Here is a 13691-nt window from a genome sequence, read left to right on the forward strand (position 1 = left end):
GGCGTTCGGCGGGGTGGTGGAGGTCGGCGGTGGCGTTGTCGATGCGGGTGAGGTGGCGGCCGGCGCCGGTGATTGGACAGGTCCAGGTGCCGTCCATCTCGACTAGGCGGACGCCGGGCTGGTCGAGCCAGCGCAGCACCAGGTCGATCTCTTCGGGAGACGCGCTGGCGACCGGCCCGATGCCGGGCAGCACGGTTTCGGCGGAGGCTCGGAGCATGTCCAGGTAGCGCCGTGGGTCTGTCCCGCGTGGGCTGATGCCGGCTGCGGCGAGGCGGCCGCGGCGGATGACGTGCAGCTCCCAGCCGCCGTCGTCGGTACGCCGGGCCGCGCAGATCTCGGCGCAGCTCGTCACCGAAGCCATTCGTTGCATCCGTGCCGAGCTCCGGACGAAGGCGCTCAACCGGTCCCGTTGCACCGCGGCGTCTTCGAAGCGCTCGTCGGCGGACAGTACGTCGATGCGCCGGTCCAGGGCATCGATCACGGGGGTCGGGTCGGCGGTCAACGCCGTGCGTAGGTTGTCGACGAATTCGCCGTACGAGTCGGTGGAGATGCGGCCGTCGCAGGGCGCTACGCAGCGACCCATCTCGGCCAGCACGCACGGCGACAGTCGGGGGGTGCGCGACATCCGCGCTGTGCACTGGCGGATCGGGAACGCCTCGTGCAGGGCGGCCATTGCGCGCTCGGCGGTTTTGCGGGAGCTGAACGGACCGAGGTAGCCGCCGTCGTCGTCACGCACCTGTTTGACCAGCGAAAGCCGTGGGAACGGCTCGACGGTGACCTTCAGCCAGTGCTGCCGCTCCGGGAACTTGGACCGGCGGTTGTACCGCGGTTTGTGCTCCGCGATCAGCCGCAGCTCCCGGACCTCGGCCTCGAGCGCCGTCCCGCACTCAACACCGCGCACGGAGGTGGCGATCCCGACCATCTCGCCGATCCGGTTCCGGGTTTCGGACGCGGTGAAGTACGAGCGGACGCGATTACGCAGGTCCTTCGACTTGCCGACGTACAGGACCTCGCCGCGGTCGTCGGTGAAGAGATACACACCAGGTGCATGCGGCAACGACTCGGCCAGATGCCGCTTGGCGCGGACCGCTGGGGCGACGCGCGAGTTGAAGGTCTGCAGGTCCTCAAGCGTCTGTACGCCGAGGGAGCCGACCCGCTCGAACAGTCCGTGCAGCACGTCGACGGTGGCGCGGGCGTCGGACAGGGCTCGGTGGTTCGGGGTCGTGGTGGTGCGGAACAGTTTGGCCAGTGTGCCGAGCTTGCAGTTGGGGGCTTCGTCCGGCGTGATCACGCGGCGCGCGAGCAGTGCGGTGTCGACGACGGTGAAGTCGGGCCAGTCGTATCCGTGCACGAGGCTGTCGTGCTTGAGGAACCCCATGTCGAACGGCGCGTTGTGCGCCACCATCACGCAGCCGCGGGCGAACTCGAGGAAGGCCGGCAGCACCGAGTCGATCCGGGGTGACGAGGCAACCATCGGGTTGGTGATGCCCGTCAGCACCGCGATGAACGCCGGAATCGGCTCGCCCGGATTCACCAGGGTCTGGAACTCGCCGATGATTTCACCGGCCCGCACCTTCACCGCGCCGATCTCGGTGATCCCGGAAGCACCGGGCGCGCCGCCGGTCGTCTCCAGGTCGACCACGCAGAACGTGATGGAGTGCAGCGGGGTCCCGAGGTCGTCGAAACTCGGCTGGACCCCACGGATCGGCAGCGGCGGGCTGGTCATGGCCACGACGCTAAGAGCCGCCACCGACAATTCCGCAGCTGACACGCGAGTGCGTCGACTACGCTCTTGGTATGCGTACACAGGCGATCACCGAACTGAGCCTTCGAAGGAGGCAGGCCTTCCGGCCGGTTCGTTGTGGTCTGCATCACGGGCCGCGTGCGGTGGCCGTCACTCCAGCCGGACTGCGGACCGGTGACTGAGGCAGGCACCGCCGCGAGCTCCGCCGCTACGACTTTGCCCGAACCGGTCCGGCAACGAGTCCTGACTCTTGCCGCACACGCGCTCGGCCAGCTCCCCGCGACCGATGTCCCGGCGCCACTGCGCCGGTTCGCGAGCTTCGCTCCGGCCAAGCGCGCCAAGCTCTCGGCGTCCGTCCTCGGCCCGATCCTCGAGACCGACGACCACTTCCGCCGGCTCACCGCCTTCCAGGTACGGCGGGAGCACGCGGAGCTGGGTGATGCGGTCGCCGAAGGCATCGCCGTACCGGCTGCGGACCCGGTGGAGGTCGCCGCTCTGGCGTACCTGCTGCGCCCGGACGAGTGGGAGCAGCGGATTGCTGCGGCCGCACAGTTGCCGGTCGAGGTCCCGCGCGCTGACGACGAGGCCGTCGCCCGGTTGTCGGATCAGCTCGATCAGGCGCGGACCGAGACGCGCCAAGTGCGCGAGCGGCTCCGCGAGCAGGTCAATGAGCTCAAGGCCGAGAACGTCACTCTGCGCCGCAAGCTCAACGAGGCCCGGCAGCGGATCACGGGCCTGCAGAGCGACCTTGAGCAGCGCACGACCGAGGCAGAGACAGCCGATCAGCGCGTTGAAGCTGCCCGGGGTGAGGTCGAGCGCGACATGCGCCGGCTTCGCGCACGCATCACCGAGCTCGAGGCAGTCGAACACGCAGCACGCCGTACGGCGGGCCAAGAGCGCGAGCTGGCGTCTACGCGTACCCGGTTGTTGCTGGACACCGTGATCGAGGCCGCGAGCGGTCTACGCCGCGAACTGGCGCTTCCACCGGGTGGTGAGCTCCGCCCGGCCGACACGGTGGCTGGGCGGGAGCCTGAGGCGGAGCCGGTGGGGCGGATCGCACCGGAGAACGATCCGGCGCTGTTCGACGAGTTGCTGGCGCTGCCGCAGGTGCATCTGATCATCGACGGGTACAACGTCACCAAGACCGTCTGGCCGACCACGCCACTGCACTCACAACGCCAACGGCTGGTCACGGCTCTGGGCGCGCTGGTGGCACAACGCCGCATCGAAGTAACGGTTGTTTTTGATGGCGCCGAGCTGTCTGGGCCGGTTCAGCTGAATCCGCCGCGTGGGGTGCGGGTGCGCTTTAGTCCGGCCGGTGTGATCGCCGATGAGGTGATCCGGCAACTGGTTCGCGCCGAGCCTCCGGGGCGTCCGATCGTGGTTGTCTCCAGCGACCGTGAGGTTGCTGAGAGCGTCGGTAGGTTGGGCGCGCGTTCACTGTCCGCAACTGCGCTGATTACGCGCATCGCCCGGGCCTGATCGCAAAAACTGTCGGCGGCCTTCTCTAGCGTCCTCCTCAGCCGGATGCAAGTCCGGGAGGTTCCCCCTTTGGAGGACGTTGTGCTGATCGACTGCGACGCCTGTGTGATGCGTGGTCCGGGCTGCCAGGACTGCGTGGTGACAGTGGTGCTCGGCTTCGCCGCCGAACGCGCCAAAACCTTCCAGATCGACACTCTGGAGTTTGATGACGGCGAGCGCGCCGCGCTCGACGCCCTGGCCGAATCCGGCCTGGTCCCACCGCTGCGCTTGGTGCACGCGGTCGACACCGTGCTGCCAAACGCCGGCGGGGCAGGCATTGGAGGGATAGGCACAGGGGAGACGGCCACCGGCACCTGACTGCCGCTGAGCTGCCGGTCAACTGCCTGTCAAGCGGCAACAACCGTCGGTAGTTTCAAGCCATGCCCTCCAATAATCGAAGAAAAGCATGGGACTGGGGCTGAGTAAGCCTCGCGGAAACGGAACTGGTGAGCGCGCCACCAGACCGTCTAACCCAGCTGCTCCAAAGCGGTCTGCAATTCCTCGAGCCGCGGATCCCCAAGCTGCTGAGCAGTCTCCACCGCCGACCGGTAGGCGAGCCTCGCCTCATCCGGCCGCTCAAGCTCGATGAGTATCTTTCCAACGGCTTCGTGAGCCTGCATCTGCGTCCCAAGATCGCTGATCTTGGCTGTCATCGCGATGCATTCGCGAAACATGACCAACGCCTGTTCCAGGTTCCCGCCCATCCGGAGCGTCTCCGCGAGCGCGCCAGTGCACGTGGCTTCGATCTCGGCCAGCCCGAGTCGGCGGCTCGTGGGTAGCACACGTTCGAAGAGCGTTCTTGCCTCGTCGACGCCCTCGATGAGGAGATGGACAAAGCCTGTATTCAGCTCGGCGAGCATCGCTGCGTACTCGTCGCCGTCTTGCTCGGCGATCTCCGCGCACTCTTCGTAGTGGGCGATCGCTGCGTCGTAGTCACCTAGGTAGTACGCGCGGACACCGGCTGTGCTCAATGCGCGTGCCAGCGGTAGGCGATGACCGTTTTCCCGGGCGATGGAGATGGCCGAGTCCAGCAATTCCCGTGCCTTGTCGTGCTCGCGAAGGTCTAGGTATGCGATGGACATGTCGCGGAGCAGGATGCCCTCGCGTTCTTTGTCGCCGAGCTGTATGGCGGCCTCGAGGGCGTGTTCATGGGTCGCTAGCCAGATCGTCCAGTCTCTGTGGATCTGGAAGTAGTCGATCATGGCGGTTGGCAGCTGAACCGCATGCCGCAACTCACCGGTTGTCATCGCGAGGTCGATGGCGTCGGCAACGTTCGTCAGCTCATCCGTGCACCAGCGAATCGCGGCTTCCGGCGTACTGAAGCTTTCGGGGACGACACCGTCCATCACGGGATCGATCGGAGTTCGCACTCGAGGCGGGCGCAGAGAGTGACCGGCTCGGTCGGCTGACTGCAGGTAGTAGTCCAAGGCGCGTCGGCCAGCAGCGGCGTCGGGGTCTGGGAGTCGTTGCGCGAACAACTTGAGCAGGTCATGGAAGGCGAAGCGTTGGCTGCCGCGTTCCTGTACCAGGTTGAGCGTCACCAACTGGCGGAGTCGGCGGTCGACGCCGGTGACCGACGCGGCCATCAGTGAGGCGACTACGTTGACGCCGAACGACGAACCAGGTAGCTGTCCGAGGCGGCGGAACAGGAGCTTGAGGTCGTCAGGGAGCGGGCGGTAGGAGAGTTCGAACGCAGGGAGGACCGAAGCTGCGGGATCGTCGGGCAGCGACAACTGATCGAGTCGATCGGCTGCGGCGAGTTCGGTGGCGGCGTCCCGCAGCGAGCGGTGTTTGTCGAACGCGAGGTTGGCTGCGACGACGCGGAGCGCCAGGGGGAGCCGGCCGCATAAATGGATGATCTCGGCGGTAGCGGGGCGGTCGGTGTCGACGCGAGCATCGCCGAGGATGCGGCGGAGGAGCTCGCCTGCTTCGGATTCGGCCAGGGCGTCGAGTTGGACGGCGGTTGCGCCGTCGCGGGCGACGAGTCCGGTCAGGTGATCGCGGCTGGTGATCAGGGTGGCGCAGGTGGAGGAGCCGGGGAGGAGCGGGCGTACTTGAGCCGCAGTTGCTGCGTTGTCAAGGATCAGCAGCAACTGGCGATCGGCGACCATTGAGCGAAACAGGGCTGAGCGTTCGTCGAGTGTGATCGGCTGCTCGGCTCGCGAGACGCCGAGTGCGGTCAGGAAGCGACTGAGCGCTTCGGCGGGATCCAGGGGCGACTGGCCGGGTGCGAAGCCTTGGAGGTCGACGTACAGCTGTCCGCCGGTGAACCGAGTGGACACTCCGTGCGCCCAATGGATGGCGAGTGCGGTCTTGCCGGCGCCGCCGATCGCGGAAATGACCACAGTGCGTGAGCCTGGCTCGTCGGCGACGAGTAGATCGAGGTCGCGGAGGGCGGCGAAGCGGCCGGTGAAGTTCGCGATATCGGCCGGTAGCTGGGAGATTCGCTCGGTCGGCGACGAGGTCGAGGGCGCTGGCTCGGGGGATTCATCGGTGAGTAACGCGAGTAGCTGGCGCTCTTCGTCGGCGGGTAGTTCGAGCGCATCGGCGATCTGGCGGATCGTGCGGGAGCGCGGCTTGGCGACGCGACCGCCTTCGAGATCTCGTAAGGAACGAACGGAAAGGGCTGATCTGTCGGCCAATTCTTCCTGCGTCAAGCCGGAGCGTTGCCGTAGTGCACGTACTTGCCGACCGATCTCGGTCACCACACCCCCAGGTTCGTGGAGAGGGCATCGTAGCCTCCTGTCCAGACCACAATCGACGTTAAGTTTGGATCAAACCCGAGGGGCGAATTGCACCGGTCACGAAACGATCACTACTGTTACGTCCTGTTGCCTCACGGTGTTGGTTGTTAGGACCGACCGGGCAGCGCGGAAGCCGAGGGAGTGACCTCGCGGGTGGTTCAGGCGTTAAGCCTGTAGTACCGGCGTGGTTGACGGGGACGGCGTCGAGCAGAGGAAGGGACCGACCGGGCTGTGTCCACCGGACGCTTCAACCGCACCAGAGGAATTGCCCTCGCCGCCATCACCAGCACCGCAGTCGTAGCGGGTGTGCTGTTCATCCAGTCGGGAGCCGGAGCAGATCCGAAGCCGACGCTGGAAGAGGCGAAGAAGCAGGTTGCCGCTCTGCAGCACAAGTCTGAAGAAGCCGGTGAGGCTGCCAACGACCTGCGTGGTGAGATCACTGCCTCCCAGGCGCGTTTGAAGGCCTTGCAGGCCGCTGTGAACAAGCAGCAGGCCCAGGTCGACAAGGTCAAGCGGCAGATCGGTTCGCTTGCGGTCGCCGGTTACCAGACTTCCGGGATGTCGACGACGGCTCAGTTGCTGCTCTCGCAGAACCCGGACCAGTTCCTCAGCCAGGCGTCGACTGCCCAGGCTTTCGCCGGGCAGCAGACCTCGGTGCTCCGTAAGTTCCAGGACGCCCAGGGCAAGGTCACCGACCTCCAGGCCAGCGCGCAGAGCGAGCTCGCTTCGCTGCAGGCCGTTCAGGCGCAGCAGAGCAAGCTCATCGCAGAGGCCAAGGGCAACCTTGACGCCGCACAGAAGGTGCTCGGCAAGCTCAGCGACGCCGAGCGTGCGCGGATCCAGGCTGAGAACGACGCGGAGGCCGAGAAGGCCCGCAAGGAGCGCCCGAGCCGTGACGGCGACCGGATGGACGACGACATGCCGGTCCCGGCCAACGGTCGCGCCGGGCAGGCTGTCGCAGTCGCGATGAACCAGCTGGGTGACCCCTACGTGTGGGGCGCTGAAGGCCCGAGCTCGTTCGACTGCTCAGGTCTGATGCTGTACGCGTGGGGCAAGGCCGGCGTTTCGCTGCCGCACTCCTCGAAGGCGCAGGCGAACGAAGGCAGGCGCGTCAGCAAGAGCCAGTTGATGCCGGGCGACCTGATCTTCTACTACCAGCCGATCAGCCACGTCGGTATGTACATCGGCAACGGCAGGATGGTGCACGCACCGCGGCCGGGTAAGAGCGTCGAGACGTCGTCGATCGACACGATGCCGTTCAACTCGGCCATCCGGCCGGGCTGACCCGTCCGCTTGCGATACTCATCGGCTCCGGGGTCTCGACCCCGGAGCCGAGTCGTTTCACGACCGTCCAAGTGCTCTACTCTCGGAGGAGGCACGCAGTGTCGCGCCTGACTGGGGCAGGTGAGCAGCGAGGGGTCGAAGTGATCGACGAGCAGGGCGATACGGTGCCGATGCCTGCCGTCGAGCAGCCCGTGCCGGACGCGCCTAGGCCGGGCGAGCTCAGACCGGACGAGTTCAGGCCCGACGAGCTCAGACCCGCGGAGCCGAAACCGTCACCTTTCACCGGTGCGATCGTCAAGAAGGTCGCGATCGGCCTGGCCGTCTGTCTGGTGGCTGGCGCAAGTTACGCCGGTCTCCGCCAGATCGCCGATGCGCCCGCTGATCCGAATGCGCCGGTCGGTGCGAGTGATCCGCAGACTTCGACATCGCCCGATGACGAAGCAGCGGCTGGTGTTCAGCGCGCTACGGACGGTGGCGCCGTACTGCAGGCGATGGCTGACGCGGTGAAGAGTAAGAGCCGCAGCGACTTCCTCGACACCATCGACCCGCGGTCGACGGTTTTCAAGACCAGCGCCCGGACGATCTACGCAAACCTCGAGCAGCTTCCGCTCGGCACCTTCCAGTTCCGCTACGTGAGCGACGACATCGGCGCGCTGACCCCGGATCGTACGGCGGAGCTCGGCGGTACGGCGTCCTGGCTTGCGCAGGTCGAGGTTTCGTGGCAACTCGTCGGGTACGACGTGAAGCCGGCGCGCGCGATTCTTCCGGTCACCTTTGTCACGCGGGACGGGAAGACGTACGCCGCTTCGTTCTCGGAGCGCTTCGTTGCGGGTCAGCGGCGGCCGGTGTGGACGCTCGGCGCGCTTGATGTGGCCAAGGGTGATCGCAGTCTGGTGATCAGCCTGAAGTCCGAAGCGCAGGCTAGGGCCTATGTCACAGTCGCGGATCGGGCGGTCACTGCGGTCAGCAAGGTGTGGGGCAAGGCGTGGCCGCAGAAGGTCGTCGTCTATCTGCCGGCCAAGCAGTCGCAGATGGAGGGCGTGCTCGGCGCCGCGCCTAATACGTACACGCAGATTGCCGCGGTCACGATGGCTGAGCTCGACCAGCCGCAGAGCGGTGCGCCGGTGCGGATCGTGGCCAACCCGAAGTTGTTCGAGGAGCTCGGTAAGCAGGGCCGGCGGATTGTGCTGACCCACGAGACCACGCATGTCGCGTCGACGGCGACTGCTTCGCCGGTGCCGTTGTGGCTGGCTGAGGGCTTCGCCGACTACGTCGCGTTCACCGCTGTGCCGGTGCAGGACGAGTCGGCTGCGAAGGAACTGTTCAAGGTGGTCCGCGGGGGCAAGGTTCCGGCGGCGTTGCCTGATACGAACGCGTTCGCTGCGTCGTCGGCCGATCTGTCCCAGGCGTACGAGTCCGCGTGGCTGGCCTGCCGGCTGATCGCTGAGCGGGAGGGGCAGGCGCAGTTGGTGAAGTTCTATCGTGCGGTGCATGCGTCGAAGAGCACCGCTGGGCTGGCCGATGAGTTCAAGTCGATCCTGGGGATGACCGAGCAGGAGTTCGTTGTTGAGTGGCAGAAGTACCTCAAGCGGCTCGCTGGTGCCTGAAAGGGCCCCGCGGCTGACGGCCGTCGTACTCGCGGTCGCACTGGTCGTGGTGATTGTTGCCACGACTCCCTGGCATCTGATCGATCTACCGAAGCCGGACCCGGCGCTGGACTTCAGCCCGGCCGAAATCGCCCGTCAGCAAGCGTTCCGGAGCGAGTTGTTGCCGTGGTCAACGACCTCGTGGGTGCTGTCGGTCGTGGTCCCGATCGTGATCGGCTTCAGCCCGCTCGGCCGACGCCTGTACGACGCTCTCCGCATCAGCCGGTGGTATGTCGCCGTACCGGTCCTGATCGCTGGTCTCGGACTGCTCACCAGTCTCATCACCTTGCCCACCGACGTTCTCGCTGAGCGGGTCAGCCGGCGATACGGGTTGTCGGTGCAAGGGTGGGGTTTGTGGGCTCGCGATCGCGCGGTCAACTGGTTGCTGGTCGCGCTGGCGGTTGCTGTGATCGCGATCTGCCTGATCGGCCTGGCGCGGCGTCGCCAAAGGACCTGGTGGTTGCCTGCGGCCATCATCACGGCGTTGCTGGTGCTGGGGGTTTCGTTTGCTTATCCGGTGCTGGTCGAGCCGCGGTTCAACAACTTCACCTCGATGCCGGCCGGGGCGCAGCGCGACGACTTCCTGAAGCTCGCGGCGGATGACGGCATCCCGGTCGAGGACGTGCTGGTCGCGGATGCTTCGCGGCGGACAACCGCCTTGAATGCCTACGTTTCCGGCTTCGGTTCGACGCGGCGGCTGGTCGTCTACGACACGCTGCTGAAGCAGACTCCGCCGGCCCAGACGCGGTTGGTCGTCGCACATGAGCTCGGGCACGCGGCTGAGGACGACGTCCTGCATGGGACGCTGATCGGCGTACTGGGTGCGGCCTTCGGGGTCGTCCTGCTGGGAGCGTTGCTCGGGGCAAGGATGGCGGATCCCCGCCGGACGGCGGCGTTGCTGGCGTTGATCGCGATCGGTACGACGGTCTCCGGGCCGGTGCAGAATCTGGTCAGCCGGCGGATCGAGGCGCGCGCGGACTACCACTCGCTGCGGTTGACGAACGATCCGCAGAACTTCGTGGCGATGGAGCACAACCTGTCGGTCACGAACATCTCGGGGCTGACGCCGAGCCGGTGGCGGTACTGGATGTTCGCCTCGCACCCGACCGGGCCGGAGCGGATCGCGATGGGGCGCGCCTGGGCGGCAGCGCATGGGTCGTCAGTTCCGCCGCGATGACGGTTCTCGTTGTCACCAACGATTTTCCGCCGCGGCAAGGTGGGATCGAGACGTTCGTCCGCTCGCTGTGCGATGAGCTGCCTGACGTGGTCGTCTACACATCGCGGGAGGCCGGCGATGCGCAGTACGACGCGGGTCTGCCGTTCCCGGTGATCCGCGATCGGGCGTCGATGCTGCTCCCGACCGGCCGGGTCACTCGGCGCGCCGTCAGCCTCATGCACCAGTACGGCGCCGACCGCGTGCTGTTCGGTGCGGCCGCACCCCTGGGGTTGATGGGGCCGGCGTTGCGGCGAGCCGGGGCTCGGAGGATCGTTGCCATCAGCCACGGTCACGAGACCTGGTGGGCGGGTGTTCCCGGTGCCAGGCAAGCCCTTCGGAGGATCGGCGATGCTGCCGACACCCTCACGACGGTGTCGTCGTGGTGCGCTGAGCAGATCGCCCCGGCCCTCTCCCCGGATGCGGTACGCCGGATGCGTCGGTTGGCGCCCGGGGTAGACACCGAGCGCTTCCGGCCGGGACGCGGGGGAGCGGAGATTCGCCAGGGGCTGGCGCGCGGGGGAGGAGGCTCAGTGCGTCCAGTGCAGGAGATTGCGGCGGACGGAGCCCCGGGGATCGGACGCGCGGGGGTGGGAAGCGGCGCGGAGGAGTGCGTGCCGATTGTGGCCTGTGTTTCGCGGCTCGTTCCCCGGAAGGGGCAGGACGCGTTGATTCGTGCTTGGCCGCGGGTGCTGGCTGCGGTGCCCTCCGCGACGCTCTTGCTCGTGGGCGGCGGACCGGATCGCGCGCGGCTAGAGGAGCTGGCGACGGCTACCGGCGTACGGGAGTCGGTGGTGTTCACGGGACCGGTCGCTTGGGCCGACATTCCGCCGTACCTGGATGCTGCGGATGTGTTCGCGATGCCCAGCCGGACGCGCCGCTTCGGCTTTGAGCCTGAGGCGCTGGGGATCGCCACCCTGGAGGCGTCGGCCACGGGGAAGCCGGTGGTGATCGGCGACTCCGGTGGGACCCCGGACACGGTCCGGCACGGGGAGACCGGCTACCTGGTCGACCCGTACAACCCGGTCGCGGTGGGGGTGCGGATCGCCGAATTGCTGAGCGATCCGGCCAAGGCGCGTCGGATGGGCGCAGCCGGGCGGGAGTGGGCCAAAAACGAGTGGAGCTGGCAGCAGGCCGGCGCCGCGCTGCGAGAAATGCTGGACATCTAGCTGGGGCCGTCGTGCTGTGTCACCGTGCTAGGCTCCGTCGTATGCATCCGATGTTCAGTGTCGTAGCAGCCGTACGAGCTTCGTGCTCTCCGGCTGCCGCTGCCTGACATCTTCTTCCACCACCGGCGACCGGAAACGGTTCGCCGGTTTTGTCGTTTCTGACGCCAGGTGACTCGGATCCGGTCTTCTCTTCAAAGGACCAGAGACAATGACCACCACGCTGCAGAAGACGATCACCCGAACCTTCATCGACTTCTTCCAAGACCACGGGCACATCCCGACCACCGGGTCCACGCTCATCCCGCGCCTCGGTGATCCGGTGCTCTTCACGACCTCCGGCATGCATCCACTGACGCCGTACCTGGAGGGTGAACCGCATCCGATGGGTCGCCGCCTCGTGGGCATTCAGCGATGCCTGCGAACGACGGATCTCGACGAGGTCGGCGACCCGACGCACCTGACCGTGTTCGAGATGCTCGGTTCGTGGTCGCTCGGCGACTACGGCAGCAGCCAGACGCTCCGCTGGGGTTACGAGCTGCTGACCGAGGGCTTCGGCATCGACCCGAGTCGCCTCTACGTGACGGTGTTCAGCGGCGACACCCAGGTCCCGCTCGACCAGGAATCGCTGCGCACTTGGCAGGAGCTCGGGCTGCCGATCGAGCTGACCACCGACGACAACTGGTGGTCGAACGGACCGACCGGCCCGTGCGGTCCGGACTCGGAGATGTTCGTGTGGACCGGCGACGGTGACCCGACCGGTACGCCGACCACCGACGACCGGTGGGTCGAGATCTGGAACCACGTGATGATGCGTTACCGCCGGTACGACGACGGCTCGCTCGAAACGCTGCAGCAGCAGAACGTGGACACCGGGCTCGGCCTCGAGCGGCTCACGATGCTGTTGGAGGGCAAGGGTTCCGTCTACGAGACCTCGCTGTTCGAGCCGTGGATGCGCGAGATCCCGAAGCTGTGGAGCCTCGAAACCCACGAGCAGCGGATCGTGATCGATCACCTGCGATCGAGCATCGTGATCGTCGGCGACGGGGTGCACCCGTCGAACACTGGTCGCGGGTACGTGCTGCGCCGGCTCATCCGCCGTGTGCTGACCCTGTTGTGGCAGGGCGATGACTCAAGCAGCCTGTCCGACCTGCCGATCGAGCTGTTCGAGCACACGCTGAACCACTTCCACCAGGGCGAGACGGTGACGCTGGTCCGGCGGATCCTGATCGACGAGGAGATCCGGTTCAGCAACCTGCTCGACCGGGGCCGCAAGATCCTCAGCCACGAGCGATTCCACAAGTCGCTCGACGAGTCGGACTACGAGTACCTGCACGAGACGCACGGTCTGCCCCGCGAGCTGGTGGACATGCTCAGGTGATTGGGCTCAGGTGAGGCTGGCATCCAGTTGTTCGGTGGGGACGGGGGGCACCTCCGGGGGAGCGACCTTCCCCACCGACGACTGGGCCACGAACGCACCGATCAGCACGATCACACCGCCGATGATCTGGTTGGTGGTCAGCCGCTCGTTCAGCAGGAGCAGCGCAAAAATGCATGCGGCGACAACCTCGACGTACGCGACGGCTCCTGCGATGGCTGCAGACAGCCGCTGTACGGCGGCCGCTCCCGTGATGTAGGCGATCACCGTGCTGACCACGATCAGCCAGGCCGCCATCAGCCAGCCCGGCGCGTGCCTGTCGCCGATCGCGACATTCTCGACCAGTACGTGCCAAGGCGTATTCCACGGCAGGGCGATCAGCGTCAGCAGTACGGCGCCGACGACACTGCCGGCAGCCGTCATTACGAGTGGATCGGCGACCCCGGTCAGTTTGTCGATCAGGATGAAGTACGTCGCCTGGCAGGCCGCGGCCGCGAGTCCGGCGAGTAGCCCGATCAGGTCGATCGTCAGCCCGGACCAGATCTCGGCGACCGTGGCGAGACCGAGCAGGGCGATCCCGACACCGATCGCGGCCGATCGCGGTACGGCGACCTTCTGCCCGAACTTGAGCCACAGCACCACCAGCACCGGACCGGAGAACTCGAGCATCAGCGCGACCCCGACCGGCAGCCGGCTGGCCGCGATGAAGAACAGTGCTTGGCAGCCGGCGATCCCGGTCAGCCCGTACAGCACCAGCGGCTTCCATGATGCTCGCGCCGACCGCAGGCCCCCGCTGCCGCGCAGCACCAGGACGAGCGGAACCAGCAGCAGCGCCGCGCCGAGGATCCGCAGCCAGGCAGCCTGCAGTGGCGTGAAGCCGGCGCCGATCAGCGCCTTGCCGAACGGACCCGAACCGCCGAACGTGACGGCCGAGAAGAGCGCAAAACCGAGCCCCACGGACTTCGTGCTGTACATGGGCATAACGTTCTCATGCC

General features: G+C 66.8%; 10 protein-coding genes. 7 read left to right on the forward strand and 3 right to left on the reverse strand.

Features of this window, described 5'->3' with window-relative positions:
• Positions 1 to 1726, reverse strand: a 1726-nt coding sequence (locus E1263_RS29735) for a DEDD exonuclease domain-containing protein (protein WP_132173334.1), incomplete at its 3' end; no start/stop codon positions are given.
• A 192-nt stretch (positions 1727 to 1918) separates the two neighbouring features.
• Here E1263_RS29735 and E1263_RS29740 point away from each other — a divergent pair.
• Both E1263_RS29740 and E1263_RS29745 read left to right on the forward strand, forming a co-directional pair.
• The gene (locus E1263_RS29740) at positions 1919 to 3226 is read left to right on the forward strand and encodes an NYN domain-containing protein (RefSeq protein WP_132173336.1); all 1308 of its coding nucleotides are present in this window, start codon (positions 1919 to 1921) and stop codon (positions 3224 to 3226) included.
• A 69-nt stretch (positions 3227 to 3295) separates the two neighbouring features.
• Entirely contained in the window at positions 3296 to 3583 is a 288-nt protein-coding gene (locus E1263_RS29745) for a hypothetical protein (protein ID WP_238161640.1), read from the forward strand.
• Positions 3584 to 3732: 149 nt separating this feature from the next.
• Here the strand turns inward: E1263_RS29745 and E1263_RS29750 are convergent, their stop codons facing one another.
• The gene (locus tag E1263_RS29750; RefSeq protein WP_132173338.1) at positions 3733 to 5973 is read right to left on the reverse strand and encodes an ATP-binding protein; all 2241 of its coding nucleotides are present in this window, start codon (positions 5971 to 5973) and stop codon (positions 3733 to 3735) included.
• A 267-nt stretch (positions 5974 to 6240) separates the two neighbouring features.
• Here E1263_RS29750 and E1263_RS29755 point away from each other — a divergent pair, with 267 nt between their 5' ends.
• The 5 genes from E1263_RS29755 (at position 6241) to E1263_RS29775 (ending at position 12699) form a co-directional block, all read left to right on the forward strand.
• Positions 6241 to 7293 carry a C40 family peptidase gene (locus E1263_RS29755; RefSeq protein WP_132173340.1) on the forward strand — a complete coding sequence of 351 codons (1053 nt, stop codon included), beginning with the start codon at positions 6241 to 6243 and terminating at the stop codon, positions 7291 to 7293.
• Between the two features lie 98 nt (positions 7294 to 7391).
• Positions 7392 to 8900: a hypothetical protein gene (locus E1263_RS29760; protein ID WP_132173342.1), complete on the forward strand. Its 1509-nt coding sequence runs from the start codon at positions 7392 to 7394 to the stop codon at positions 8898 to 8900.
• The gene (locus tag E1263_RS29765; RefSeq protein WP_238161642.1) at positions 8893 to 10116 is read left to right on the forward strand and encodes a M48 family metallopeptidase; all 1224 of its coding nucleotides are present in this window, start codon (positions 8893 to 8895) and stop codon (positions 10114 to 10116) included. Before E1263_RS29760 ends, E1263_RS29765 begins: the two co-directional genes overlap by 8 nt.
• Complete coding sequence (locus E1263_RS29770) at positions 10113 to 11321, forward strand: glycosyltransferase family 4 protein (protein ID WP_132173344.1); 1209 nt, start codon at positions 10113 to 10115, stop codon at positions 11319 to 11321. Before E1263_RS29765 ends, E1263_RS29770 begins: the two co-directional genes overlap by 4 nt.
• Positions 11322 to 11529: 208 nt before the next feature.
• Positions 11530 to 12699: an alanine--tRNA ligase-related protein gene (locus E1263_RS29775; RefSeq protein ID WP_132173346.1), complete on the forward strand. Its 1170-nt coding sequence runs from the start codon at positions 11530 to 11532 to the stop codon at positions 12697 to 12699.
• Between the two features lie 6 nt (positions 12700 to 12705).
• Here the strand turns inward: E1263_RS29775 and E1263_RS29780 are convergent, their stop codons facing one another.
• Positions 12706 to 13671: an EamA family transporter gene (locus E1263_RS29780; protein WP_238161644.1), complete on the reverse strand. Its 966-nt coding sequence runs from the start codon at positions 13669 to 13671 to the stop codon at positions 12706 to 12708.
• Positions 13672 to 13691: the final 20 nt, after the last annotated feature.

The sequence above is a fragment of the Kribbella antibiotica genome (assembly GCF_004349055.1).
GTDB classification, from domain to species: Bacteria; Actinomycetota; Actinomycetes; order Propionibacteriales; family Kribbellaceae; genus Kribbella; species Kribbella antibiotica.

Excerpts from the sequence above, each read along its gene's own strand:
- E1263_RS29780 (WP_238161644.1), bottom strand. The coding sequence starts at position 13,671 with ATGTACAGCACGAAGTCCGTGGGGCTCGGTTTTGCGCTCTTCTCGGCC.
- E1263_RS29770 (WP_132173344.1), top strand. The coding sequence starts at position 10,113 with ATGACGGTTCTCGTTGTCACCAACGATTTTCCGCCGCGGCAAGGTGGG.
- E1263_RS29775 (WP_132173346.1), top strand. The coding sequence starts at position 11,530 with ATGACCACCACGCTGCAGAAGACGATCACCCGAACCTTCATCGACTTC.